The organism is Shinella sp. M27 (assembly GCF_049199905.1).
Lineage (GTDB): Bacteria > Pseudomonadota > Alphaproteobacteria > Rhizobiales > Rhizobiaceae > Shinella.
The window spans coordinates 23,591-47,743 of sequence record NZ_JBLZPK010000013.1 but is presented as its reverse complement, the minus strand read 5'-3'; the positions used below and the strand labels follow the sequence as shown (position 1 = coordinate 47,743).

The following is a 24,153-nucleotide window of genomic DNA, read 5'->3' as shown; positions in this document are numbered from 1 at the left end:
TGCCGCCCTTGCGTTTTGACGTTTACGCAAACGTCAAAGTTTTATAGTATTCACAATCAAGGAGCGGACTCACGTCCGCGGGATAGGTGAGGAACGCGAGCAATGCCGATCTACAAGGCCCCCGTGAATGACACGCTTTTCATCCTGAACGACGTCCTGTCGCTGGAGCGGTACAACAACCTGCCCGGCTTCGCCGACGCGACGGCCGACATGGTGGAAGCCATTACCGGCGAGGCCGCGAAGGTCGCGGAGGAAGTGCTCTTCCCCGTCAATCTCTCCGGCGACCAGGAAGGCTGCACCCGCAACGACGACGCCACGGTGAAGACGCCGAAGGGTTTCAAGGAAGCCTATGACCTTTACCGCCAGGGCGGCTGGATGGGTCTTGCCGTGCCGGAAGAATTCGGCGGCCAGGGCCTGCCCTATGTGCTGCACACCGCCGTCGGCGAATATATGTCGTCGGCCAATATGGCGCTCACCATGTATCCCGGCCTGACGCAGGGCGCGATCGCCGCGATCCTCGTGCACGGCTCCGACGAGCAGAAGGCCGCCTATCTGCCGAAGATGGTCGAGGGCACCTGGACCGGCACGATGAACCTGACGGAGCCCCATTGCGGCACCGACCTCGGCTTGCTGCGCAGCAAGGCCGTGCCGCAGGCGGACGGTTCCTACAAGATATCAGGCCAGAAGATCTTCATCTCGGCCGGTGAACACGACATGTCGGAAAACATCGTGCACCTCGTTCTCGCCCGCATCGAGGGTGCACCGGAGGGCGTGAAGGGCATTTCGCTCTTCATCGTGCCGAAGTTCATCCTTAATGACGATGGCATGCCGGGCGAGCGCAACGCGGTTTCCTGCGGTGCGATCGAACACAAGATGGGCATCCACGGCAACGCCACCTGCGTCATGAACTATGACGAGGCCAAGGGCTTCCTCATCGGCGCGGAGAACAAGGGCCTCAACGCCATGTTCGTGATGATGAACGAGGCCCGCCTCGGTGTGGGCCTGCAGGGCCTGTCGATTGCCGAAGTCGCCTACCAGAACGCAGCCAACTATGCCCGCGAGCGCCTGCAGGGCCGCTCGCTGTCGGGCGTCAAGAACCCCGAGGGCAAAGCCGATCCGCTGATCGTGCATCCCGACATCCGCCGCACGCTGATGACCATCAAGGCCTGGACGGAGGGCGGCCGCGCCTTCACGCTCTGGACCGCACTGAAATCCGATATCGCCCACCGCTCCGCCGACGAGAGGGAGCGCCAGGCCGCCGACGATATCCTCGGCCTGATGACCCCCATCCTCAAGGGCGTGCTCACCGACAAGGGCTTCGACCATGCCGTCATGGCCCAGCAGGTCTTCGGCGGCCACGGCTATATCGAAGAACACGGTATGAGCCAGTATGTGCGCGATGCCCGCATCGCCATGATCTATGAAGGGGCGAACGGCATCCAGGCGCTCGACCTCGTCGGCCGCAAGCTCGGCATGAATGGCGGCCGCGCCGTCATGGCGCTCTTCAAGGAAATTAGCGATTTCTGCGAGGAGAACCGGGGTGACGAGAAACTCGCCTACTTCACCAAGCACCTCAAAAAGGGCTTGAACGACCTTCAGGCCGGAACCATGTGGTTCATGCAGAACGCCATGGCCAAGCCCGACAATGCCGGCGCCGGCTCGACCGACTACATGCACCTCTTCGGCCTCGTCGTCATCGGCTATATGTGGGCCAAGATCGCCAAGGCGGCGGAAACCGGTCTTGCGGGTGGTGCCGGCGAGCGGGAGGATTTCCTGAAGAACAAGCTGATCACCGCCAAATTCTTCATGGACCGCCTGATGCCGGAAACTGCGCTCCGCAAGACCCGCATCGAGGCCGGCGCGGACACGACCATGGAACTGGCGGCGGAGGCGTTTTGAAGCCATAAGCAAGCCACATCTTCGGGGGGAGAAATGGCAACGAAAGCTGATTTGACTGATTGGGTGGTCGATGCTCTGAAGGCCAATAGCGGCACAGCGTCGATCCTCTTCGTCGCGCAACACATTTGGTCGCACCACGAAAAGGAACTCCGTGAAAACGACCTTTTCTATTCGTGGCAGTACGACATGCGATGGGCCGCGACGGAGCTGAGAAAGAAGGGCCGCCTTGTCTCCGCCGACGATGATCGGCGTGGCAAATGGACCTTGAAATAATTCCTGGTGCGTACGCGCCGATGGCGACCACATGGTTGCAGTGAGGAGAAACTGAAATGACCGACGTCTTCATCTATGATCACGTGCGCACCCCGCGCGGGCGCGGCAAGAAGGACGGCTCGCTGCACGAAGTGCCGTCCGTGCGCCTCGCGGCACGAGTTCTGGAAGCGGTGCGCGACCGCAACGGGCTGGATACCGCCAAGGTCGACGACATCGTCATGGGCTGCGTCGATCCGGTAATGGATGCCGGTTCCGTCATCCCTAAGGCCGCCGCCTTCGAGGCCGGCTATTCGACCAAGGCGCCCGGTATTCAGCTTTCGCGCTTCTGCGCCTCCGGTCTCGATGCCGTGAATCTGGGTGCCGCCAAGATCGCCCAGGGTGCGGATGACATTGTCATCGCCGGTGGCGTTGAATCTATGTCGCGCGTTGGCCTCGGCATGTCCGGCGGCGCCTGGTTCATGGATCCCTCGGTCAACTTCCCCGCCTATTTCATGCCGCAGGGCGTCTCGGCCGATCTCATCGCCACGAAATATGGTTTTTCCCGCGACGACGTCGATGCTTATGCCGTCGAGAGCCAGAAGCGCGCCGCCCATGCCTGGCAGAACGGCTATTTCAACAATTCCGTCGTGCCGGTGAAGGACATCAGCGGCCTGACCATCCTTGCCCATGACGAGCACATGCGCCCCGGCACCGACATGCAGGCGCTCGCCCAGCTGCAGCCCTCCTTCCAGATGCCCGGCGAGATGGGCGGCTTCGAAGCCGTCGCCATCCAGGCCCATCCGGAAATCGAAGGCATCACCTACGTCCACCACGCCGGCAATTCCTCCGGCATCGTCGACGGTGCCGCCGCCGTGCTGCTCGGCTCGAAGGAAGGCGGCACTATCCTTGGCAAGAAGCCGCGCGGCCGCATCAAGGCCTTCGCCAATATCGGCTCCGATCCGGCCCTCATGCTGACCGGCCCCGTCGACGTTACCGAAAAGCTGCTTGCCCGCACCGGCATGACGCTCTCCGACATCGACCTCTTCGAGCTCAACGAAGCCTTCGCCGCCGTGGTGCTGCGCCACATGCAGGCATTCGACATCCCGCACGACAAGATGAACGTCAACGGCGGCGCCATCGCCATGGGCCACCCGCTCGGCGCGACCGGCGCGATGATCCTCGGCACCGTGCTCGACGAACTGGAACGCCGCGACCTCAACGTTGCCCTCGTCACGCTCTGCATCGGCGCGGGCATGGGCACGGCCACGATCATCGAACGGATCTGACCATGACGCACCCGACCCGCCGCAGCTTCCTCGCCCTCATCGGAGCCGGCCTCATCGCCTCCTCCGCCGAGGCCGGCGACAGCTTCACGCTGTCGGGCACCGTTACCTATGTGGCGAAGGGCGCCATTCCGCCTGGCCGGCTGACGATCCGGCTGGAGGAACAGGGCGTCATGGACGTCGCCGCCCGGCAAATCTCGCAGGCCACGGTCATCAGCAAGGGCAACCGGCACAGCATCCGCTTTGCGATGCGGGTCCGCCGTTCGGCGCTGCGCAAGGCGATCGATCCGGGCTTCACCATCCGCCTAGAACGGCACGGCCGGCTCATCGCGACCAACACGACGAAACAGGGATACGGCGGCCGGGGCAAGGCCTCGCTGCAGATCGAACCCATTCTCTACTGAGGGGGAACACCCATGAGCGCATACAAGAACTTTTCCATCGAGACCGACGCCGACGGCATCGCGCTGGTCACCTGGGACATGCCCGACAAGTCGATGAACGTCTTCACCGTCGAGGTGATGGATGAACTCGACAGGATCATCGACCAGGTCGTGGCCGACAGCGCCATCAAGGGCGCCGTCATCACCTCGGGCAAATCCTCCTTCTCCGGCGGCGCCGATCTCTCGATGATCAAGGCGAGCTTCGACCTCCTGAAGGACGCACAGGCGACCGATCCGGCGACCGCCGTGCAAAAGCTGTTCGACGCCACCGGCCGCATGACCTGGCTGTTCCGCAAGCTGGAAACCTCCGGCAAGCCCTGGGTCTCCGCCATCAACGGCACCTGCATGGGCGGCGCTTTCGAACTATCGCTCGCCTGCCACGGCCGCGTCGCCTCGAATGCCAAGTCGGTCAAGATCGCTCTCCCCGAGGTCAAGGTCGGCATCTTCCCCGGCGCCGGCGGCACCCAGCGCGTGCCGCGCCTTGCCAATGCGCAGGACGCGCTCCAGATGATGACCACCGGCTCGTCGCTGACGGCCGCCCGCGCCAAGGCGATGAACCTCGTGCATCAGGTGGTCGAGCCCGATCAACTGATCACCGCCGCCAGGCAGATGATCAAGGACGGCCTGAAGCCGGTCCAGCCGTGGGACGAAAAGGGTTTCAAGGCCCCCGGCGGCGGCATCTGGACGCCGGCTTCCGCCCAGCTCTGGCCGGCAGCACCCGCCATCCTGCGCCGCGAGACATCCGGCAACTATCCGGGTGCGCTTGCCATCCTGAAATGCGTCTATGAAGGCCTGCAAGTGCCGTTCGAGACGGGCCTGAAGATCGAGCAGCGCTACTTCACCTATATCCTCCAGACGACCGAAGCCTTCTCGATGATCCGGTCGCTGTTCATCTCCATGCAGGAGCTCGGCAAGGGCGCCCGCCGCCCGGCCGGCGTTCCCAAGGCCGAGTTCAAGAAGGTCGCCGTCGTCGGCGCCGGCTTCATGGGCGCCTCCATCGCCTATGTCACCGCCGCCGCCGGCATTCCGGTCGTGCTCATCGACCGCGATCAGGACGCCGCCGACAAGGGCAAGGCGCATTCGCAGGGCCTCGTCACCGGCGCCATCGGCAAGGGCCGCATGACCAAGGAGGACGGTGAGAAGCTGCTTTCCCTCATCACGCCGACGCCCGATTACGCCGCGCTCGCCGATGCCGACCTCGTCATCGAGGCCGTCTTCGAGGACAGGAACGTCAAGAAGGAGGTTACGGAGAAGATCGAGGCCGTGCTGCGCGAAGACGCCATCTTCGCCTCCAACACCTCGACGCTGCCGATATCAGGCCTTGCGAAGAACTCCAAGCGCCCGAACCAGTTTATCGGCATCCACTTCTTCTCGCCGGTCGACAAGATGATGCTGGTCGAAGTCATTCTCGGTAAGGAGACGGGCGACAGGGCACTCGCCACCGCGCTCGATTACGTCGCCGCCATCAAGAAGACGCCGATCGTCGTCAACGACACGCGCGGCTTCTACGTCAACCGCTGCGTCTTCCGCTACATGGCCGAGGCCTATGACATGCTGATTGAAGGCGTGCCTGCGGCGATGATCGAGAATGCCGCCAAGATGGCCGGCATGCCGGTCGGCCCGCTGTCGCTCAACGACGAGGTCGCCGTCGATCTCTCCTACAAGATCTTCAAGGCCTCCATCGCCGATCTTGGCGCCGAATCCGTCGATCCGCGCCATATGGAGCTGGTGACGAAGCTGGTGGAAGGCGAAGGCCGCCTTGGCCGCAAGGCAGGCAAGGGTTTTTACGACTACCCGCCGAAGCCGGCAAAGAAGAAGCTGTGGCCGGGCCTGAAAGACCTTTACCCGCAGCAGAAGCCAGAAGACGTCGATATCACTGTCATCAAGCAGCGCCTGCTCGTCACGATCGCGCTGGAGGCCGCCCGCACCATGGAGGAAGGCATCGTCACCGATCCGCGCGAGGCCGATGTCGGCTCCATCCTCGGCTTCGGTTTCGCGCCCTATACCGGCGGCACGCTGTCCTACATCGACGGCATGGGTGTCAAAACCTTCGTGGCGCTCTGCGAAAAGCTCGCCGCGAAATACGGCAGCCACTTCCAGCCGACGCCGCTGCTCAAGGACATGGCCGCAAAGGGCGAGACCTTCTACAGCCGCTTTGCCCCCGAGGCCAAAAAGGCCGCTTGAGCGGACCAGCATGCAAAGAGACAGGGGCGGTCTTCGGGCCGCCCTTTTTCGTTGCCGCTCCAAGGCGCGTGGGCGAAAAATAAAATTGCGCGCATCGGCAAATGAAACGCAAAAAAATCGACGAAAGCACCTATTTTCAGAGGCTGCCGCCGGCCGTGTCCAGAAAAAATTTCGAAAACCATTGCGTTTTTCAAAATAAACTCTATATAGAACCTATCGAAAATTGCTTGCGACCTTTGTCTTCGAGCCATCAGGCTCCGTCAGATTTCCTTTCAAGATCGATCAATAACGGACAAAATATCGTCCGCTTACACTAGCGATGGAAAGGATATCGTTATGAATACAGGTACCGTAAAGTGGTTCAACAGCACCAAGGGCTTCGGCTTCATTCAGCCTGAGGACGGCTCGACCGACGTTTTCGTGCACATCTCGGCTGTCGAACGTTCGGGCATGGGCTCGCTGAACGAAGGCCAGAAGATCACGTACGAGATCGTCCGCGACCGCAAGTCCGGCAAGAACTCGGCCGACAACCTTCGCGCCGCATAAGATTGTCGTTCCTCCTCGCTGACCACGGATGTACTGGCAGCGTCGAGTTCGAATGACGGGAGAGGTCGGGGTAACGCCCGGCCTTTTTGTTTCCCAGAGTTTTTGTTTTTGCGCATTTCCGGACGCAAGCCCGCGCAAAGGAGAATGCCATGAGCCGAAAAACCTATGCTACCGGCGATCATATCGTGCTGAAGGCCGGCCTGTCTCGCAAGACGACCGAGGAGCGAAGCTGCCGGATTGTCGGCGTTCTGCCCAACGATCACGGCGAGGTGCAGTACCGGGTGCGACTCGATGGCGAGACGTTTGAACGGCGCATCGTACAGAGCGATATCGACGCGGAAGAGACCGCCGCGCCCTCCCCGAAAAAGTCTGCGACGGTTTCGACCGCAGGAAAAGCAGGTCCGTGGTTAAAACCACTGAACATTCGCAGCGGGAAGTGATAGTAGGCTTCACGGATTTTATTTTCCGCCACCAATGCGGCCCAGGGCCGCGAGAGAAAGGACATCACTTGCAGGTTCTCGTCAGAGATAACAATGTCGATCAGGCGCTGCGCGTCCTGAAGAAGAAATTGCAGCGCGAAGGCGTTTTCCGCGAAATGAAGGCGCGTAGCGCTTTTGAAAAGCCGTCGGAAAAGCGGGCACGCGAGAAGGCCGAAGCCATCCGCCGCCAGCGCAAGCTGGCGCGCAAGCAGATGCAGCGCGAAGGCCTGCTGCCCGCGCCCAAGAAGGCCGTGCGTCCGCGCTAAGCTATCGGCAGCCGGGCAGAACGATCGTTCGCCCGGCCCGCCCCGGCCATCCTCCAGGCCACCCCGGCCGTCCTCCAGGAAGGAGAGATCATGACCGCGACCAAGGAAGCATTCTTCAACCCCGTCAAACTTTCGGCCCGCGACAAGGCCGCCGCGACGGATCAAACGGCGCGCACCATCATCGCGTCGGAAGCTACTGCACGCGATAAGAAGACCGCGCGTCTGCGCGAAATGCGCCTGCAGCAGCAGCCCGCCGAAGAGCCGGCCCGGCCCGCAGCCAAAACCAAGCGCGCCAAGGCCGCCAAATAGGCGTCCGTTCCTCCGGCCCTACTTCGTCACAGTCAGTTTGGCATGCATGCCGGCTTCGTAATGGCCCTTTATGTTGCAGAGCAGCAGATAGGTGCCGGCCTTGAGCTTGGCTTTCAGCATCCCATCGGCCCCCGGCTTCAGGTCCGACACCTCGCCGAGGCTTTTGAGCGCCTTCTCATCCACTCGGTGTTTCGCGGCGACGACGGCGACCTCCTCGTCCGGCGTCTTCAGCCGGATTAGAACCATTTCATGCGCTTCGCTGACAGCATCATTGTGCACGGCGAAGATGATGTCGCCGGCCTTCACCGTCGACTGGTCGAGTGAAAGCGTCATCGGACCGCCACCCTCCCCGCCCTCGACAACCTTGATGGTCGTCGCGGCGAAGGCGGGAGCGCTGAGGCCGATTGCGGCAAGGGCTGCAAGCGTGGCGATGCGATATGTCATGGCGTGAACCTTTCTTCGAAGCCTGCCCGTGCCTAGGACGTGTTGCTGACATCTAGCTGAATGCCACGACATGCCGGGGCCCGGCTGAGCCGGAGAAGCCCTGTTCCAACGGGAACAGCGGTCTGCGTAGGGATATGCGACCTTCAGATCACCGGATGAGAGAGGCTCATCCTTAACCGATCAGGAGAGACCCCATGCGCAAGATCATCGTTTCCGCCGCCGTTGCCCTTATCGCCGCCGTCTCCTTCGCGGCACCTTCTCAGGCCGGTTCCTACAGCTACGATTATCAGCCCTACTGCTTCATCAAGAAGATCAAGTCCTACGACTACTACGGCAACGTGATCATCAAGCGCATCAAGGTCTGCCGCTAAGCGACCCCGTCCCTGACCTCCCCGAGACCCGGATGTTTCCCTGCATCCGGGTCTTTTGCCGTTCGGGTTGCGCTTTTCTTACGCCGGCCGGGCCGCGTCGGTCATCCGCACCCGCAATTCCGCCCGCGTGCCCGCGGCACGGCTCGCGTAATCGAGCTTGGCGCCGAGGCTGGAGGCCATGGCGCCGATGATCTTGGTGCCGAGGCCGGTGCCACGCACCAGGCCTTCGCCGCGCCAGCCGATGCCGTCGTCCTCGACGAAGAGCAGCGCGTTGTCGGGATCGAGCCGCGTGAAGCCGACACGCACTTCGCCGCCGGCCTCGCCATAGGCGTATTTGAAGGCATTGGTGACGAGTTCCGTCACGATGACGCCGAGCGAGACGGCACGGTCGGTCGGGACATGCAGCGGCTCCAGCGAACGGTTGAGACGCACATTGCGCCCTTGGCTCTGCAAGGAGGTATCGAGTTCGGACAGCAGCGTGCCGAGATAGGCGCCCATATCGACATGGCGCACATCTTCCGACGTGTAGAGCCGCCGGTGAATGCCGGCGATCGCGGTGATGCGCGCCTGCGTCTCGGACAGCGCCTCCTTGACAGCCTCGTCCGACGCGCTGGACATCTGCAGGCGGATCAACGCAGCCGCCAGCGCCAGCGAATTGCCGACGCGGTGGTTCACCTCGGCCAGCAGCACCTCGGCACGCTCCTTGGCGGCGCGGATTTCCTGTTCGGCGCGCAGTTTGGCACGCTTCAGCTCGGCATTTTCCAGTGCCTGGCCGAGCGCATTGGCGAGCAGCGGCATGAAATCGTCGCCGACCGACTTGATGACATAGTCCGCCGCACCCGCCTTCAGCGCCTCGACGGCGACTTGCGCGTCGTTCGAGCCGGTGACATAGACGACCGGCACGGCATCCGGCGCGCCGGAAAGCTCCTTGAGATAGGCAAGGCCCGTGCCCGATTTCAGGAAATGATCGAGCACGACGGCGTCGGCGCCCTCCTCGGCGAGAAGCACGCGGCCGCTCTCCACATCCTCGGCATGCCGCACCTCGTAACCAAGGCGGCCGAGCGCACGCTCGGCAAGCCGGGCGAGGATCGGGTCGTCGTCGATGTAGAGGATGCGGACGGGGCCTTCCTTCATTTACCTGGTCTCGGGCATTTACTGGGTCTCGGGGATCTGGATCACGGAGAAGAACAGACCGAGCTGGCGGATCGCATGCGCGAAGCTCTCATACTCGACCGGCTTGGTGATATAGACATTGGCGCCGAGATCGTAGCAGCGCTGGATTTCCCGCTCGTCATCCGTTGTGGTGAGGATCACAACCGGCAGGCGCTTGGTATGCGTGTTGGTCTTGATCTTCTGCAGGATGTCGATGCCGGACATGTCGGGCAGGTTGAGATCGAGCAGGATCAGCAGGAAACGGCCGGCGCTGGCAAGGCCGGTACGATCCTTGCCCAGCACGAAATCGAGCGCGTCGGTGCCGTTGGTGAAGGGCACGACCTCGTTGTGCACGCCGGCGCGGCGGATGTTCTTCTCGATGAGACGCGCATGGCCCTCATCGTCCTCGATCATCACGATGGTGACTTCCTTACCCAATCCGTTCATGCCTGCATACTCCTGACAACTTTGCTGAGGTCGGGCGGCAGACGCAGAACAAACGTCGTGCCTTTCCCGAGTTCGGATTTGACGACGATATCACCACCGAGATTGCGCATCAGTGAACGAACATGCGCAAGACCGATGCCTTCGCCGGGTTTGTCCTGCGTGCCGGAACGGCGGAACAGCTCGAAGACCCGCTCGTGGTCCTCGGGCGCGATACCTCGGCCGTTGTCGGTGAATTCGATGACGGAGCCGGCCCGTCCGGCATTGCGCGCGGTGACGGAGATGCGCAGCGGGCGACCGGGTGTCTGATATTTGATGGCATTGTCGAAGAGATTGCCGAAGACCTGTTCCAGCGACAGCCGGTCGGAAATGACCGTCGGCAGGGTGTCGCCGATCGTGACGACCCCGTCGGATTCGCTGACCTGATGATTAACGGCGGCAGCCCCTGTCTCGACCAGCGCCTTGAGGTCGACACGCTCGATCTTCAGCTCACGGCGCCCGTCGCGCGAGATCTTCAGGATGGCGTTGATAAGGCCGTCCATCTTCTTGGTGGAGGAGCGGATGAAGCCAATCGCCTCCGGCAGGTCTTCCGAGGCGGCGCGGCGCGCTTCGAGAATATCGTCGGAACTCGGCGGCTTGCCGTCGGCCAGAATATAGGTCTGGATGGAGGAAAGCGAAGCCTGCAATTCGCTGGTGAAGCCCATGATGTTGACGAGCGGCGCGCGCAGGTCGTGGGTGACGATATAGGCGAAACGCTGCACTTCCTGGTTGGCGCGGATCAGTTCCTCGGTGCGTTCATCCACCCGCCTTTCCAGCGTGGCGTTCAGCGTCTCGACCTCGCGGCGTGCCAGCATGATGTCGCGGGTATATTGCGCGACGACGAGAACCGCGCCGCCGAGCACGCCGATGATGGCGATGGCGCCGATGACCGTCGTCCATTGCAGCGCGCCGGCCGACCCGAGCGTGTCGATGATACCCACCTGAAGACGCTGATCGGCATCCGCCATGATGGCGCCAAGCTGCTCGCGGAGCTGGTCCATGATGATACGGCCGCGATCGGTCTTGACCTGCGCAATCGCATCGGCCCTGCGGTCCTGCTCCACGGCTTCGACCGTCTCGGCCAGTTCGACGAGCTTTTCAGAAACGAGTCGCTTTATGTCCGGATTGCGCTGCGCATAGTCCTCGAACTTCGCCGATTTTTCCTCAAGCACCTTCTGCCGCTCGGCAACCGCCGCCAGCGCTTCGTCATAAGGCTCGCGGAAGGTCGCCTCGCCGGTGATGACGAAGCCGCGCTGACCCGTCTCGGCGTCCTTGAGCGTCGACAGCAGGTCGGCTGCGGCACTGCGCACCTCGCGCACCTCGACCAGCTCGGTAAAATAGGTCTGCACCTTGTTGACGAGCCAAAGCGACGTGCCGACGATGCCGAGCAACGCAATCATGCCTGCGACAAGCAGGATCACTGTCGAGCGCACGAAGGCGGCGTTCGATATCGGCATTTCACCCCCCGGTTAAAGCCTTTTGCAGGATCGCGACAATATCGAGATAGTAAGCCTATGCAACCAATTGGCGCCGAAAAACCGGAATTCTTTTGGTTGTATCGTCACTTAACCCCTCAGACACGGACGCGGAACCGCCCACCGAACCGCTCACGGGCAATGATGATCATACCGGCGGAGAAGATGAGGGCGGCACCTGCGAAGACATTCGAACCCGGCACATCGCTCCAGATGAGATAGCCGAGCCCGAAGGCCCAGACGAGCGAGGTATATTCGAACGGTGCCAGCACCGAGACGGGTGCGCGGCGCATGCCTTCGAAGAGAGCGAACTGGCCGATGCCGGCCAGCACGCCCGTGCCGGCCATCAGCAGAAGATCGAGCGTGGAAACCGGCTGCCAGACGAAAGGTACCGCGAAGGCGGTAAAAAGGAGGAAGAAGCCGCTGGAGATCGTCATCTGCACCTGGGTGCGCTCGTGCAGCGCCGTCTTGCGCAAAAGCACCGTGGCGACGGCCCAGAAGATGGCCGCCTGCAGCGCCAGATAGACCGGGAGCGACAGCGTCAGCCCCTTGGCCGCGATGCCGCAGGCGACGACCACACCGACGAAACCGATGACGACGGCAAACCAGCGATAGCCCGGCACTTTCTCGCCGAGAACCGGCACCGAGAGGATGGTCATGACGACGGGCGAGGCATAGTAGAGCGTCGTCAGTTCCGCGAGCCCGAGATCGCGCGCTGCGGTATAGTAGCTGAGCCAGGCGGCAAGCAGCAGCACGTTGCGCAGGAACAGTGGCTTCAGGACCGGCGAAGTGCGAGCCTCCCGGATGATTTTCCGTCCGCCGATTGCAAGGCTGAGGCCGAAGATCGTGACGCTGCGCACGAACAGGATTTGCCAGACCGGCAGGGCCACGACGAGCCATTTGACCGACGCATCCTGAAGGGAAAACAGGAAATAGGCGAAGGACGTCAGCATAATGCCGGAAGAGACGGTCTTGTGCACGGAAGGAACCTCGAACGCGGAGCAAGGCCGCGCCTCTCCTTGATAGCGCGCCGCGCGTCCGGGCGAAAGTGGCTGAAAATCAGGGTGCAGGAAATTTTTCCCACTTTTCGGCATTCCTCCTGGAAATGTCCGGGGCGCCCCAAATTTCGGCGTGCAAGCGGGGCCTGCCGGGTATATGCGCGGGCCATGGATTCCAAACGACTAGGCTATGTCTTCACCCTGCTGGCGATCGTAATCTTCAGCCTGCAGGATGCGATCTCGAAACATCTCGGCAGCGCCTATCCGCCTGTCTTCATCGCCATGCTGCGCTTCTGGGCCTTCGGGGCTTTCGCGATCGCGCTCGGCATGCGCAGCCCCGGCGGATTGAGGGCTGCCGCGGCGACGAAACGGCTGCCGCTGCAGATCCTGCGCGGCGTGCTGCTCGCCGCGCAGATCGTCGTCGTCATCACCGCCTTCAGCACCGTGGGGCTGGCGCATTCGCAGGCGATCCTCGCCTCCGGGCCGATCTTCGTCGCGCTGCTCTCGATGCCGCTCTTGGGCGAACGGGTCGGCTGGCGGCGCTGGCTGGCGATCGGCGTCGGGCTCTGCGGCGTGCTGATCATCGTCAGGCCCGGCAGCGAAGGCTTCGACATGAGCGTGCTTTTACCCCTCGTCGGGGCGCTGTCCTTCGCGGTCTATGTCATCACGACCCGTCTCGTCAGCCGGGACGACGCCGCCTCGACGAGCTTCTTTTATACCGGTGTCGCCGGCGCCGTCGCGATCTCGCTGGTCGGCCCCTTCTTCTGGACCAATCTCGCCCCCGTCGACTGGCTCTGGATGGCACTTCTTTGCATGACCGGCATATCGAGCCATTATTTCCTCATTCGCGCCTACGACCTCCTGGATGCCGCAGCCATTCAGCCGCTGACCTATCTCCAGGTGGTGATGGCCGCCGTCATCGGCTTCACCGTCTTCGGCGAAACGCTGAGCCTCGACATGGTCGTCGGCTCCGCCATCGTCATGGGCGCGGGCATCTTCACCATCTGGCGCGAAAGCGTCGTCGCCCGCCGCCGCGCCGCGGAAAAGGCCGGAGCAACCGGGAAAGGAAAATAATCCTTTTTCCTTTACTCCGTATCGCGCCTTCGATATGCTTCCGGCCAATCGGACCGGCAAAAGCCGGTCCGCCGCCTTGGCAGGGTTCTCAAGCATGTTCTCCCACGACCGGATCTGGGCAGCGATCGACGCCCTTGCCGAGCGCAACCGGCTCTCGCCGTCCGGCCTTGCGCGCCGCGCGGGGCTGGACCCGACATCCTTCAACAAATCCAAGCGCCAGGGGGCGGATGGCCGCCAGCGCTGGCCCTCGACGGAATCGATCGCCAAGGTGCTCGACGCGACGGGCGCCTCCATCGACGAGTTCCTCGCCAGCACGGCGCGCGATTTTGCGCTGCCGCAGGGCACCTTTCCACCGCAGGCCGGCAGCATTCCGCTGCTCGGCTTCGCGCAGGCCGGCGCCGGCGGCTTCTTCGACGATGGCGGCTTTCCGGCCGGCCAGGGCTGGGACGTGGTGGAATTTCCCGCCTCGCCGGACCGCAAGGCCGGCGTCTATGCGCTGGAAGTGCAGGGCGACAGCATGATGCCGCTCTACCGGGACGGCGACGTGCTGATCGTCGAGCCCGGCGCGCAGGTGCGCCGTGGCGACCGCGTCGTGGTCAAGACGCGCGAGGGCGAGGTCATGGCCAAGGTCCTGCACCGCCAGACGCCGCGCACGATCGATCTCGTCTCGCTCAATCCCGAGCATCCGAACCGCAGCTTCGATGTCGACGAAATCGACTGGATCGCCCGCATTATTTGGGCAAGTCAGTAAACGGCCCCCATCAACCGCCGTAGAGATTGACCGGGAAGTAGCGCAGATAGATTTCCTGCAGGCGGCCGTTGCGCGACAGCGCCAGCAGCGCGTGATCGACGGCGGTGGCGAGCGCCGCATCTTCCTTGCGCAGCATGATCGTCAGCCCTTCGCCGAGAAACTGCTCTGACAGATAGGGGCCATCGAAAAGCGTGCAGCAGCCGGCCGATTCCGTGCCGTTCGTCCAGAAGGCAAGCTGCATGCCGTCGGAAAAGACCGCATCCACCTTGCTGTCCTTGAGGGCTGCCAGGAGTGCTGCACGATCGGCAAGGGCCTCTGCCCGCACGCGGGGGAAAAAGGCTTTCAGCATCGCCTCATGCGCGCTGCCCGCCACGACACCGACCCGTTTTCCGTCAAGCGCTGCGGCGGTCTTACCGGATGGCGGGGCTCTCTTCGCCACGGCAAAACGCGCCGGCAGGCGCATGAAGGGGCGTGAGAAAGCAAAACGTTCACGCAGGTCCGCCGTGACGGCGATACCCGCCGCGACGGCCTCGCCATTGCCGTCGACCAGCGCCTTTTCCAGCTCCGGAAAGGTCACCGCCTGGATCTGGCATTTGTCCATCAACGCCAGCTCCCGGCAGATTTCCCGCACCAGATCGACGTGGAAGCCGGCAAGGTTGCCGGTCTGGTCGATGAAGTTGAAGGGCGGAAAGTCCACGGTCGTGAGGAAGCGCAGGCGCACGATGCCGGAGAGATCGGGCTTTGCGATGCGCTCGCGCGTGTCGAACAGGATCGGCAAATCGACCGACGGTTTCTCCTGAGCAGAAGCTGGCTGCGGGCTCGCCATACCCATCAACAGGCAGAGCACGAAAAACCCATAGATTTTAAAGGATGAAATTGCTCTGTACCACATTACAATCAACTTGGGGTTTAACGGGGACGCAGCCGCTCACGCGGCAGCGCTGGCTGCATGCGACTGGCAGAATATCCCGACGACATCGCTTTCGCCACAGCAATCGGCATCCTGCCGGCCGGCCCCGTCCGCCCGCGCGAGGAACCGCATATCCCACCCCGCCTGATGGCGGAAGCCCGGCTTTTCCGTCGGCTCGGCCTGTCGAAAACGCTGATTTCCACCATGCTGGTGCGCGCCAACAGGCACGGCACCACGCTGGAGGCCGAATTGCTGGCGAGCGGCGTCCTGACGGAGGACACTTATTACGAGGCGCTCGCCGAGATTCTGCACCTTCCCTTTCTCCGGCAGTTGGACCCCGCGCATGTGGAAGACCTGCCCGGCGCCGACAGCCAATTGGTGGAACCCAGCATCATCCGGGTCCGCCACCCGGCGCGCCCGCCGATCACCGCGATCGTGCCCAGCGCCGACCGGATCGAAGCCTTCGGCGAGCGGCTCGATCTGTCGCCCATGCTGCGCACCATGCTGGCGGCAACCACGCCCTCGGCACTTCGGACAGCGCTGTGGCAGGCCGGCCGCGTGCGGCGCCTGCGCGAGACGGTCGACCGGCTGTTCACCAGCCTGCCCGAAGCGAGCGCCCGCATCACCTTCTGGGGACGGCAAGGCTTTTACACCGGCACGATCCTCACCGCCCTCATAGCGCTCGCCATCACCGAACCGGTCATCGCCTCGCGCCTGCTGCACATCGTGCTCACGCTGCTCTTTCTCGCCGCGTTCCTCATCCGCTTCCTGGCCCTTCTCGCCAAACGGAAAGAGCAACAAAGCCGGGCGCTCAGCATACCTCCGGCCGGGCCGCGACCGGTCTATTCGGTCTTCGTGGCGCTCTATCGCGAGGCGGCCGTGGTGCCGCAACTGATCGAGACGCTGGACCGGCTCGCCTGGCCCGCCGCCTGTCTCGATATCAAGCTGATCTGCGAGGCGGACGACGACGCGACGCTGTCGGCTCTCGCCGCCATGCGGCTTGGCCGGCAATACGAGATCGTGGCCGTACCGCCCGGCCATCCACGCACCAAGCCGAAGGCGCTTTCCTACGCGCTGGGTGCGGCGCGTGGCACGTATCTCGTCATCTATGATGCGGAGGACCGGGTCGATCCGCTGCAACTCGAGGAATCCTGGCGCACCTTCGAAGCCGCGCCGCCCGGCATCGCCTGCCTGCAGGCGCCGCTCGTCATCACCAATGCGCGCGAAAGCTGGCTAAGTGCGCTTTTCGCCTTCGAATATGCCGGATTGTTCCGCGTGCTGCTGCCGCGCCTTGCCGCCGCCCGCCTGCCGATGCCGCTCGGCGGCACCTCGAACCATTTTCGCACCCGCGTGCTTCAGGATGTCGGCGGCTGGGATCCGTACAATGTCACCGAGGATGCCGATCTCGGCATGCGGCTCTATCGGCTCGGCTATCGCTGCGGTACGATCGAGCGGCCGACCTATGAGGAGGCGCCAACGACGGCATCGGCTTGGCTCGGGCAGCGCACACGCTGGTTCAAGGGCTGGCTGCAAACCTGGCTGGTGCTAATGCGGCGCCCCTCGCGGCTCGCGCGCGACATGGGCCTCTGGCCCTGTTTCGTCTTCCAGGTGCTGATCGGCGGGCTGATCCTCTCCTCGCTCGCCCATCCGCTGCTCATCGTCTATGTCGGCATGATCGCCTGGCAGCTTTTCGGGCAATCCGCCCATGTCGCCGGCCCCTTCGAACTGACCCTCGTCGCCATGGATATCGTCAATATCTTTGGCAGCTATGCGATCTTCGTGGCGCTCGGCCGGGCTGGCATGACACCAGAGGAACGACGGGCGACGGGTCGGCGCTGGGCGCTGACGCCCGTCTATTGGCTGTTGATGTCGCTCGCCGCCTGGCGCGCCGTGCGGGAATTGCGCAACAATCCGTTCTTCTGGAACAAGACCGCGCACCGCCCAGCGCAGACGACATTGCGCGCCGGGGCGATCATGGAAACCGGATAGAAAGATCGGATCAGCGCGTCTCCATCCAGATCGCAACATCGACGGGCGCAAGCTCCCGTCCGCCGACCAGGAAATCCGCCGTGGCCGACGCCGGTACCGATGTTGTCGTGCTGCCGTAGTTGAAGGCGAAATGCAGCTTGCCGCGCCGGGCAAGGCGCAGGTCGCCAAGATCGGGCAGGCTCCTGACACCCGCCCAGCCGAGCGTGTCGCCCATCAGTTTCGACAGGAATTCGCTACGCGGCAGCGTACCGACATAGCGCGTGCATTCGTTGCCGATGATCGCGGGCGAACCCTGGCGATGCTCGCCCTCGAAGGTCGCCAGCACCGTCTCGGTCGTGCGGATGAGCTCACGCCAGCCCGTCACCGGATGGCTCGTGTTGCCGTAGAGCACGGGCTCGCTGTGATAGTCCGGCAAGGATTCGACGCGCGTCACGAGGAAATCCAGGAGATCGGCAAGCGGACCGGGCGGCAGGTCGGCCGGAATGTGCATGTCGCGCGTCTTGCTGCCACTGCGCGGGCCGAACAGCGCTTTGGCGCCGGACGCCTGGAGACGGGCGATGAACGCCGCATCGGGAATGACGAGATCAGGCGCGACCACCAGCTTATAGCCGGAGAGATCGGAATGCTGGCCGATGACATCGACATCCACGCCGAGGCGGGCGATGGCGGAGTACCAGTCGAGCGCGATGGCCGCGGCGGCATAGCCCTGGCCCTGCGGCAGGGCGCGGGTGGCAAAGCGCGACTCGTAATCGAGCACGATGGCGACCTCGGCCTTTTCGCGCGCCTCGCCCTCGGGCAGGCGCGTCATTTCCTCGGCCACTTGCGCGACCTCAAGATAGCCCTGATCCACCTCGCTGTTCGGCAGAAGCAGGCCGGCATGGAACTGTTCCTGCGCGAAGGGCGCCTGGCGCCAGCGGAAATAGGAGACCATGTCGACGCCATGCGCATAGGCAAGCCAGGTCCATAGCCGCACCATGCCATCGGCCGGCGACTGGTTATGCGCAGCCCAGTTCACCGGTCCCGGCTGCTGCTCCATCACCCAGACCCGGCCGCGGCCGACGGCGCGGTAGATGTCGTGGTTGAAGGCCGTCTGGTCGGGATCGCCGACGCGCAGGTAGCGCGCCTTCTCTTCGGCACTGAGCCGGCCATTGATGAGGCCGCCCATCGGATAGACATCCCAGGATGCGATATCGATGTCTTCACCGATCTTGTAGTGATCGAAGTCGGTGTTCTGGTTCATGAAATTGTGCGTGACGGGGCGGCCCGGCGAATACAGACGGATGATATCCACCTGCGCCTTGTTGAAGCTCTTCACCTGATCCGACGAGAAGCGGTAGTAATCGACGAGATGGGTCGGCGTCGGCTCCTCGACGAGATTGTTCGGCAGGTCCACCTCATCGAAGCCGTTGTAATGCATGCTCCAGAACTGCGTGCCCCAGGCGCGGTTCATCGCCTCGATCGTGCCGTAGCGGGCAGCCAGCCATTCACGGAACGCGCGCTTGGCTTCGTCGGAGTAGCTGTGGATCGTGTCGTGATCGCCGTATTCGTTGTCCGTCTGCCAGGCGTGCACGAAGGGGTTATTGCCGTAGCGGCGCACCATGGCTTCGGTGATGCGGGCGGCTTCCGCGCGATAGCGGCGGCTGGAGAAACAATAGTGCCGGCGCGCGCCGAACTTGCGCACCACGCCGCGCGCATCGACGGGCAGAATATCCGGATAGCGATCGACCAGCCATTTCGGCGGCGCGGCCGTCGGCGTTCCCAGGATGACCTTGAGCCCGGCGCAGCCGAGCACCTCGATCGCCTCGTCCATCCATTCCCACTGGAAGGTGCCGGGCTGCGGCTCGATATGCGACCAGGCGAATTCGCCGATGCGCACCCAGGCGAGGCCGAGCTCCACCATGCGGCGGGCGTCCTCGTCCCATTTTTCACGCGGCCACTGCTCCGGGTAATAGCAGACGCCGAGCTCCAGTATGCCGGCATCCTTGCGGGCGGCATCGAAGCGGTTCTGTTTGGTCAGCGGCTTATGCACGTGCAGTATCCTTGTCATCCACGGCGCTTGGGACGCCGCCATCGTTACGATCGCGATTGTCTATCGCTTCAACTGTTCTTCTTGCGGCGCGTCTTCACCACGCCACCGTCCGGCCGTCATAGGCGCGAAAGCCGCCGCTCTCCGCCATCGTCGTGCCGTCGATCAGAGCCTTCAGACCTGCCGCGCTGACGCCGACGTCGATCGCCGCCTCCTCGCCGCCCATATCGGTGCGCACCCAGCCGGGATGCAGCGAGATGACGGCGATGCCGTCGGGGCGGAAATCCTGGGCGAGCTTGACCGTCGCCATGTTGAGGGCGGCCTTGGAGCAGCGGTAGGCATAGTCGCCATCGTCATCGTCGAGGGTGCCCTCGGCCAGCGAGCCGGCGCGGCTGCTGATGTTGACGAGCACCTTGCGCTGGCCGGCCGAGAGGTTCGGCCGAAGCGCGCGGGCGACGAGCAGCGGGGCCAGCGCATTGATGCGCATGACCTCAAGGAAATCACCCGCCTCCAGAGACGAAAGGCCGCCGGTATCGCCACGGATCGCGGCATTGTTGATGACGATATCGATCGGCTGGCCGGCGAGCGCTTCACCGAGGGCTGCGATGGAACCGGCATTCGAGACATCAAGCGACACGGCATCGTCTATCGCCTGCCGCATGCAGCGGATGACGCGCCAACCGGCTGCCGCGTAGAGATCGGCGAGCGTGCGGCCGAGGCCGCGCCCGGCGCCGGTGATCAGCACCGTCCCGGTATGGTTCTCAGCGGTGTTTGACGTCATATTTCTTCTCGATCAGGCTGACGAGGCTTGCGGCCGCCAGCGTCAGCAGGATGTAGAGGATGGCCGCCGAGTTATAGGGCGCGAACGGCAGGAAGCTCGCCGACTGGAACTCGCGCATGCGCTGCGTGATGTCGCGGATCGACAGGATCGACAAGAGCGACGTGTCCTTCAGGATGGCGATCAGCTCGTTGCCGAGCGGCGGAATGACGATGCGGAAGGCCTGCGGCAGGATGACGAGCCGCGCCGTCTGCCAGCGGTTGAGCCCGAGGCTTCCCGCCGCCTCGATCTGGCCGGCCGGAATGGCATTGATGCCCGAGCGGAAGATTTCCGCGAGATAGGCGGAATAGGCGATCGCCATGGCGACGATGCCGCGCACGAGGTTCGGCGGATCGAAGACGCCGGCCGTCGCATCCTTGAGAGCGCCCGACAGCGGCAGGCCGACATAGAGCACGATGACGAGCATGGGGATGCCGCGGATCGTATCGACGATGAATTCCGAGCCGATCGACAGCGGATGGCGGCGATGCAGGAAGCCGCCGAGCGTCAGGAGGCCAAGTGCGATGGCAACGACGGCGAAGGTGATGCCGGCCGCGCGGTCACGGTCGTTCAGCGCCTCGACCTGCCAGAGGCGCGGCCAATCGGCAGGCACCGCGGCGGCCGGCAGCAGCGCGCCGCTGACGTCTTCCTTCTTCGCGACGGTCTCGATCGCCTGCTCGGGCGTGACAAAGGTGCGCACCGGCGTTTCCGTCGTCGGCCCGCCCTCGTACTGGCCGAAGCGCACAGCGCTGATCAGGCCGGCGGGCGTGTTGGTGACGATGCCGATCTTGCCGTCCAGCGTGCCGGCAAGCACATAGCTGTCGCGCGGCTGCAGCAGGAACCACGCCGACAGGGCAGCGAAGAGAACGGTCATGGCGATGAAGAGCAGAAGGCTCTGGCGCGAATAGCGCAGCTTCAAGAGCCCGACCCAGACGAGGCCGAGAATGGCCGCGAGAATATAGGCGGCGATCGCCGCACGGATGGTCGTCGCGAGGCCCGAGGCGAAAGCGAGATGGGCAAAGAGAAAGACGAAGACGAGGCCGGCACCATTGACGGCACCGAGGATCCACGCCCCTGCCCGGCCCGCCGCACTTTCCGATCGCGCCGGCGCACGGCTGCCGGCAAAGGTGAGGCCGAGGCCGGCGAGCAGCAGCACGGCATAGGCCGGCCAGAGCCAGGCCTCCACGCCGCGCACCATGAGGTCTGCGGCCTCCGTCAGCTGGCGCGGCGTCGCGCCCTTGACGACGAGATCGGACTTGAAGGAATCGACGCCGTTCGCCACCACCGACGCGATGAAGGGATGCACGAGATCGCCGGCCAGGATCGCCGCCGTCGCCAGCAGCCCGATAAGCCCCGCAGCGAGCGTCAGCCGCGGCCGGGCCAGCTTGAGGCGCGAAAGGACGAACACGGCGAAGCCGGCGGAAAAGGCGATGGCCAGAAGCAGGAAGCCCGGCACGAAGACGCCCGAGCCCAGCTCGATGCCGAGGATCGCGCGCAGCGAGCGCTGATAATCCGGCGAGGAGGCGAACAGATAGACGATGAAGGGCAGCGCGGCCAGGATGACCAGGTTGCTGGGTCTCACGCTTCTGACGAACGACATTGCGGCCTCCGGCGCCAGGGCGTCACGCCCGCGGCGCCGATGCCCTCTCAACTGCTTTTCAGCTCCGAAGCGGAACCCGCCGGAACCATCTGGACATGGAAAAAACTGCCGGAAGCGCCCGCACAGCGCCTCCGGCGACGGGACCTTACTTGAGGCCCCAGTATTTGGCGACGAGCTTGTCGAGCGTGCCGTCGTCCTTGATCGCCTTCAGACCTTCGTTGAAGGCGGCAATGTTCTCGTCGCCCTTGCGGAAAACGAGGCCGAGCGGATCGGATTCGAGATCCTTGATCGAGGCGACGAGCTCGCCGGCGAATTCGCGCTCATAGGCGGCGGCATTGGCGCCGTTGATCACGACGCCGTCGACGTCCTTGTTCTTGAGCGCGATGATGGCGGCGCTGAAGCTGTCATAGGCCGCGACGTTTTCCTTGCCGACGACGCCTTCGGCGACCTGCGCATCCGTCGTGTTGGCCTGGGCGGAGAGCCTGCGGCCCTCGGCCTTGAATTTTTCGAGCGTGATGCCCTGGTCCTCGGCGCGCGTCAGCACGGCCTGGCTGTTGACGATATAGGGATCGGAGAAATCCATCGCCTTCTTGCGCTCTTCGGTGATCGAGACGCCGGAAGCGACGAGATCGAAATTGCCCTGGTCGAGCGCGGCGAAGATGCCGTCCCAGCCGGTCGTCACGAATTCGGCCTGGCAATTGATCTTGGCGCAGATGGCATTGACCACGTCGATGTCGAAGCCGACGATCTGGCCGCTGGCCGGATCCACGCTCTCCATCGGCGGCGACGTCGTGTCGGAACCGACCTTCAGAAGCTTGCCGCCCAGATCGGCCGCATGAACGCCGCCTGCCGCAAGAACGGCCAGCGCCAAAGTCGCAACGAATTTCCTCATCTCTTCCTCCTCAACCGACGGCACCGCCCCCTACGGCCGGCACTCGACAAATTCCCCGGCAGACATACGAATGCCGCTGCCGTCCCGTTCACGAACCGTAACAAGGAATAAAAACGTTTTCAATAAGAAATATAAACGTTTTTATTCCGAATTTTTGATGCAGTGCAACAGGCCGTACCGAGCGCGCGATAAAGATGGAAAATCGTTGGGAAATCACATCAGACGGCTGGAGCGGGTAGCGGGAATCGAACCCGCGCGTTCAGCTTGGGAAGCTGACAGGCTACCATTACATCATACCCGCAGGGCAGCGCCGAGGCCGCAGTCATTTAACAGTTCGCGGAGTGTGTCAAGCGGAGGAGAGTGCGGGGATTACGGGTTTTCCTCGGCTGACCTCCGCCAACGATTCCCACACTTCCTATGCGGCGACCACGCCCACTTCAACTCGGGGGTCCTTAATCTCGGCGATGGGCAGCAAGAATGAATCTGCATTCTCCAGCATGATGCGCATGATCGAGGGGAGGGCCTTTTCAAACGCTCGAACACAGGCAGGATCAAACTGCGTTCCCGCCTTACCGAGGATATGTTCTACGGCCCTCTCGACACTCCAAGCCTCTTTGTAGGGGCGAGCAGTGGTCAGAGCATCAAAGTTATCCGCAAGAGAAACAATCCGCCCTGACAGCGGAATTGCCGATCCCGTGAGCCTTAGAGGATATCCTTGTCCATCCCACCGTTCATGATGACTGCCAGCGATTTCTGCGGCCAGTTGCAGAAGGCTCGACTTGGATTCTCGCAGGATATCGCATCCCACGGTCGTGTGCTTTTGCATCTCCGCAAATTCCTGTTCGGTGAGCATTCCTTTTTTGAGTAGCACCGCATCGGGGATGGCGACCTTGCCGATGTCGTGCATGGGCGCCGCGAGTCTGATATCGGAACAGAGCGTGGCTGGCAGGCCGAACTCCAGTGCGATGACCTCGGAGTATTCTCCGACGCGCTTGGTGTGCTTTGCCGTTTCCGCATCCTTATAGCTCGCAGCGAGTGTGAGCCGCTCGATGATCTCCTCCTCGCGAGAACGCAGCTCAGATACCGCCTTGTCGACTTCGGCTCTCAGCCACGCGGCCTTGTCGGCGAGCTTGTTTTGCGCATCGACGAGTGCAACGAGATTGCGCATCCGCGCCTGGAATTCGAGTGGATTGACAGGCTTTGTCAAAAAATCGATCGCGCCGGCGTCAAGTGCAGCCATGCGAACCGCCGTGTCGCCGTCAGCGGTTACAAATACCGCGGGTTTGCCACGATATTTCTCGAACCGGGAGACTTCGGTCAGAAGTTCGATGCCGTTGTACATCGGCATCTGATAATCGATGACCGCGATATCATAGTCCAGACGCGGCATATCGGTAAGAACGTCTTCAGGAGAGGTATAGGCCAGAGCTTCGCATCCGAGCTTCTCGACGAGCTTGGTCAGGAATACGAGATTGGTGCGATTGTCGTCGATCAGAAGTATGCGCATGAT

General features: G+C 63.2%; 24 protein-coding genes and 1 tRNA gene. 13 read left to right on the top strand and 12 right to left on the bottom strand.

The window, feature by feature from the left end:
- Positions 1 to 102: 102 nt before the first annotated feature.
- From ACOZK4_RS05050 to ACOZK4_RS05010, 9 genes are all read left to right on the top strand, one after another.
- Complete coding sequence (locus tag ACOZK4_RS05050) at positions 103 to 1,899, top strand: acyl-CoA dehydrogenase C-terminal domain-containing protein (protein WP_421590808.1); 1,797 nt, start codon at positions 103 to 105, stop codon at positions 1,897 to 1,899.
- Between the two features lie 33 nt (positions 1,900 to 1,932).
- Positions 1,933 to 2,172, top strand: coding sequence for a hypothetical protein (locus ACOZK4_RS05045; RefSeq protein ID WP_421590806.1), 240 nt, complete (start codon positions 1,933 to 1,935; stop codon positions 2,170 to 2,172).
- 56 nt (positions 2,173 to 2,228) lie between these two features.
- Positions 2,229 to 3,437 (top strand): acetyl-CoA C-acetyltransferase, encoded by a 1,209-nt coding sequence (locus ACOZK4_RS05040; protein WP_421590804.1) that lies wholly within the window; start codon positions 2,229 to 2,231, stop codon positions 3,435 to 3,437.
- 2 nt (positions 3,438 to 3,439) lie between these two features.
- The gene (locus ACOZK4_RS05035) at positions 3,440 to 3,838 is read left to right on the top strand and encodes a YbaY family lipoprotein (RefSeq protein ID WP_313531020.1); all 399 of its coding nucleotides are present in this window, start codon (positions 3,440 to 3,442) and stop codon (positions 3,836 to 3,838) included.
- A 12-nt stretch (positions 3,839 to 3,850) separates the two neighbouring features.
- Complete coding sequence (locus tag ACOZK4_RS05030) at positions 3,851 to 6,061, top strand: FAD-dependent oxidoreductase (protein WP_421590802.1); 2,211 nt, start codon at positions 3,851 to 3,853, stop codon at positions 6,059 to 6,061.
- Between the two features lie 336 nt (positions 6,062 to 6,397).
- Positions 6,398 to 6,607: a cold-shock protein gene (locus ACOZK4_RS05025; protein WP_313531016.1), complete on the top strand. Its 210-nt coding sequence runs from the start codon at positions 6,398 to 6,400 to the stop codon at positions 6,605 to 6,607.
- Positions 6,608 to 6,756: 149 nt separating this feature from the next.
- Entirely contained in the window at positions 6,757 to 7,047 is a 291-nt protein-coding gene (locus ACOZK4_RS05020; RefSeq protein WP_313531014.1) for a cold-shock protein, read from the top strand.
- Positions 7,048 to 7,115: 68 nt separating this feature from the next.
- Positions 7,116 to 7,352, top strand: coding sequence for a 30S ribosomal protein S21 (gene rpsU / locus ACOZK4_RS05015; RefSeq protein WP_313531012.1), 237 nt, complete (start codon positions 7,116 to 7,118; stop codon positions 7,350 to 7,352).
- A gap of 90 nt (positions 7,353 to 7,442) precedes the next feature.
- The gene (locus tag ACOZK4_RS05010) at positions 7,443 to 7,661 is read left to right on the top strand and encodes a hypothetical protein (protein WP_421590801.1); all 219 of its coding nucleotides are present in this window, start codon (positions 7,443 to 7,445) and stop codon (positions 7,659 to 7,661) included.
- 18 nt (positions 7,662 to 7,679) lie between these two features.
- On the opposite strand, the gene ACOZK4_RS05005 is transcribed toward ACOZK4_RS05010, so the two are convergent.
- A complete protein-coding gene (locus ACOZK4_RS05005; RefSeq protein WP_421590800.1) occupies positions 7,680 to 8,105 on the bottom strand; it encodes a sulfocyanin-like copper-binding protein in 426 nt (141 codons plus the stop codon).
- A 194-nt stretch (positions 8,106 to 8,299) separates the two neighbouring features.
- Here ACOZK4_RS05005 and ACOZK4_RS05000 point away from each other — a divergent pair, with 194 nt between their 5' ends.
- Complete coding sequence (locus ACOZK4_RS05000) at positions 8,300 to 8,476, top strand: hypothetical protein (protein WP_421590798.1); 177 nt, start codon at positions 8,300 to 8,302, stop codon at positions 8,474 to 8,476.
- Positions 8,477 to 8,554: 78 nt separating this feature from the next.
- On the opposite strand, the gene ACOZK4_RS04995 is transcribed toward ACOZK4_RS05000, so the two are convergent.
- The 4 genes from ACOZK4_RS04995 to ACOZK4_RS04980 form a co-directional block, all read right to left on the bottom strand.
- Positions 8,555 to 9,610, bottom strand: coding sequence for a sensor histidine kinase (locus ACOZK4_RS04995; RefSeq protein WP_313531004.1), 1,056 nt, complete (start codon positions 9,608 to 9,610; stop codon positions 8,555 to 8,557).
- Positions 9,611 to 9,628: 18 nt separating this feature from the next.
- Complete coding sequence (locus ACOZK4_RS04990; RefSeq protein ID WP_117367878.1) at positions 9,629 to 10,075, bottom strand: response regulator; 447 nt, start codon at positions 10,073 to 10,075, stop codon at positions 9,629 to 9,631.
- Positions 10,072 to 11,568, bottom strand: coding sequence for a sensor histidine kinase (locus tag ACOZK4_RS04985; RefSeq protein ID WP_421590797.1), 1,497 nt, complete (start codon positions 11,566 to 11,568; stop codon positions 10,072 to 10,074). The genes ACOZK4_RS04990 and ACOZK4_RS04985 overlap by 4 nt, the downstream gene beginning before the upstream one ends.
- Positions 11,569 to 11,684: 116 nt before the next feature.
- The gene (locus ACOZK4_RS04980; protein ID WP_421590796.1) at positions 11,685 to 12,566 is read right to left on the bottom strand and encodes a DMT family transporter; all 882 of its coding nucleotides are present in this window, start codon (positions 12,564 to 12,566) and stop codon (positions 11,685 to 11,687) included.
- Positions 12,567 to 12,752: 186 nt separating this feature from the next.
- On the opposite strand from ACOZK4_RS04980, the gene ACOZK4_RS04975 reads away from it, so the two are divergent.
- A complete protein-coding gene (locus tag ACOZK4_RS04975; RefSeq protein WP_421590795.1) occupies positions 12,753 to 13,658 on the top strand; it encodes a DMT family transporter in 906 nt (301 codons plus the stop codon).
- A 94-nt stretch (positions 13,659 to 13,752) separates the two neighbouring features.
- The gene (locus ACOZK4_RS04970) at positions 13,753 to 14,409 is read left to right on the top strand and encodes a S24 family peptidase (RefSeq protein WP_421590794.1); all 657 of its coding nucleotides are present in this window, start codon (positions 13,753 to 13,755) and stop codon (positions 14,407 to 14,409) included.
- A 10-nt stretch (positions 14,410 to 14,419) separates the two neighbouring features.
- On the opposite strand, the gene ACOZK4_RS04965 is transcribed toward ACOZK4_RS04970, so the two are convergent.
- The gene (locus ACOZK4_RS04965; protein ID WP_421590792.1) at positions 14,420 to 15,301 is read right to left on the bottom strand and encodes a transporter substrate-binding domain-containing protein; all 882 of its coding nucleotides are present in this window, start codon (positions 15,299 to 15,301) and stop codon (positions 14,420 to 14,422) included.
- Positions 15,302 to 15,358: 57 nt separating this feature from the next.
- Between ACOZK4_RS04965 and ACOZK4_RS04960 the strand changes: the two genes are divergently transcribed.
- Positions 15,359 to 17,308 carry a glycosyltransferase family 2 protein gene (locus ACOZK4_RS04960; RefSeq protein ID WP_421590790.1) on the top strand — a complete coding sequence of 650 codons (1,950 nt, stop codon included), beginning with the start codon at positions 15,359 to 15,361 and terminating at the stop codon, positions 17,306 to 17,308.
- Positions 17,309 to 17,318: 10 nt separating this feature from the next.
- Here the strand turns inward: ACOZK4_RS04960 and ACOZK4_RS04955 are convergent, their stop codons facing one another.
- The 6 genes from ACOZK4_RS04955 to ACOZK4_RS04930 all read right to left on the bottom strand — a co-directional run bounded on the left by ACOZK4_RS04955 (position 17,319) and on the right by ACOZK4_RS04930 (position 24,150).
- Complete coding sequence (locus ACOZK4_RS04955; protein WP_421590789.1) at positions 17,319 to 19,337, bottom strand: beta-galactosidase; 2,019 nt, start codon at positions 19,335 to 19,337, stop codon at positions 17,319 to 17,321.
- Between the two features lie 94 nt (positions 19,338 to 19,431).
- Positions 19,432 to 20,079, bottom strand: a complete 648-nt coding sequence (locus tag ACOZK4_RS04950; RefSeq protein WP_421590836.1) for an SDR family oxidoreductase — start codon at positions 20,077 to 20,079, stop codon at positions 19,432 to 19,434.
- Positions 20,080 to 20,095: 16 nt separating this feature from the next.
- The gene (locus ACOZK4_RS04945) at positions 20,096 to 21,751 is read right to left on the bottom strand and encodes an amino acid ABC transporter permease (protein WP_421590787.1); all 1,656 of its coding nucleotides are present in this window, start codon (positions 21,749 to 21,751) and stop codon (positions 20,096 to 20,098) included.
- 145 nt (positions 21,752 to 21,896) lie between these two features.
- Positions 21,897 to 22,643 carry a transporter substrate-binding domain-containing protein gene (locus ACOZK4_RS04940; RefSeq protein ID WP_421590786.1) on the bottom strand — a complete coding sequence of 249 codons (747 nt, stop codon included), beginning with the start codon at positions 22,641 to 22,643 and terminating at the stop codon, positions 21,897 to 21,899.
- A gap of 227 nt (positions 22,644 to 22,870) precedes the next feature.
- A tRNA-Gly gene (locus tag ACOZK4_RS04935) sits at positions 22,871 to 22,944 on the bottom strand.
- A gap of 114 nt (positions 22,945 to 23,058) precedes the next feature.
- Entirely contained in the window at positions 23,059 to 24,150 is a 1,092-nt protein-coding gene (locus ACOZK4_RS04930) for an HD-GYP domain-containing protein (RefSeq protein ID WP_421590784.1), read from the bottom strand.
- Between the last annotated feature and the right edge of the window lie 3 nt (positions 24,151 to 24,153).

Excerpts from the sequence above, each read along its gene's own strand:
- ACOZK4_RS05020 (WP_313531014.1), top strand. The coding sequence starts at position 6,757 with ATGAGCCGAAAAACCTATGCTACCGGCGATCATATCGTGCTGAAGGCC.
- ACOZK4_RS05050 (WP_421590808.1), top strand. The coding sequence starts at position 103 with ATGCCGATCTACAAGGCCCCCGTGAATGACACGCTTTTCATCCTGAAC.
- ACOZK4_RS05000 (WP_421590798.1), top strand. The coding sequence starts at position 8,300 with ATGCGCAAGATCATCGTTTCCGCCGCCGTTGCCCTTATCGCCGCCGTC.
- ACOZK4_RS04965 (WP_421590792.1), bottom strand. The coding sequence starts at position 15,301 with ATGTGGTACAGAGCAATTTCATCCTTTAAAATCTATGGGTTTTTCGTG.
- ACOZK4_RS05040 (WP_421590804.1), top strand. The coding sequence starts at position 2,229 with ATGACCGACGTCTTCATCTATGATCACGTGCGCACCCCGCGCGGGCGC.
- ACOZK4_RS04995 (WP_313531004.1), bottom strand. The coding sequence starts at position 9,610 with ATGAAGGAAGGCCCCGTCCGCATCCTCTACATCGACGACGACCCGATC.
- ACOZK4_RS05005 (WP_421590800.1), bottom strand. The coding sequence starts at position 8,105 with ATGACATATCGCATCGCCACGCTTGCAGCCCTTGCCGCAATCGGCCTC.
- ACOZK4_RS04945 (WP_421590787.1), bottom strand. The coding sequence starts at position 21,751 with ATGTCGTTCGTCAGAAGCGTGAGACCCAGCAACCTGGTCATCCTGGCC.
- ACOZK4_RS05030 (WP_421590802.1), top strand. The coding sequence starts at position 3,851 with ATGAGCGCATACAAGAACTTTTCCATCGAGACCGACGCCGACGGCATC.
- ACOZK4_RS04975 (WP_421590795.1), top strand. The coding sequence starts at position 12,753 with ATGGATTCCAAACGACTAGGCTATGTCTTCACCCTGCTGGCGATCGTA.
- ACOZK4_RS05045 (WP_421590806.1), top strand. The coding sequence starts at position 1,933 with ATGGCAACGAAAGCTGATTTGACTGATTGGGTGGTCGATGCTCTGAAG.
- ACOZK4_RS04940 (WP_421590786.1), bottom strand. The coding sequence starts at position 22,643 with ATGAGGAAATTCGTTGCGACTTTGGCGCTGGCCGTTCTTGCGGCAGGC.
- ACOZK4_RS04990 (WP_117367878.1), bottom strand. The coding sequence starts at position 10,075 with ATGAACGGATTGGGTAAGGAAGTCACCATCGTGATGATCGAGGACGAT.
- ACOZK4_RS04970 (WP_421590794.1), top strand. The coding sequence starts at position 13,753 with ATGTTCTCCCACGACCGGATCTGGGCAGCGATCGACGCCCTTGCCGAG.
- ACOZK4_RS04960 (WP_421590790.1), top strand. The coding sequence starts at position 15,359 with ATGCGACTGGCAGAATATCCCGACGACATCGCTTTCGCCACAGCAATC.
- ACOZK4_RS05035 (WP_313531020.1), top strand. The coding sequence starts at position 3,440 with ATGACGCACCCGACCCGCCGCAGCTTCCTCGCCCTCATCGGAGCCGGC.
- ACOZK4_RS04930 (WP_421590784.1), bottom strand. The coding sequence starts at position 24,150 with ATGCGCATACTTCTGATCGACGACAATCGCACCAATCTCGTATTCCTG.
- ACOZK4_RS05010 (WP_421590801.1), top strand. The coding sequence starts at position 7,443 with ATGACCGCGACCAAGGAAGCATTCTTCAACCCCGTCAAACTTTCGGCC.
- ACOZK4_RS05025 (WP_313531016.1), top strand. The coding sequence starts at position 6,398 with ATGAATACAGGTACCGTAAAGTGGTTCAACAGCACCAAGGGCTTCGGC.
- ACOZK4_RS04985 (WP_421590797.1), bottom strand. The coding sequence starts at position 11,568 with ATGCCGATATCGAACGCCGCCTTCGTGCGCTCGACAGTGATCCTGCTT.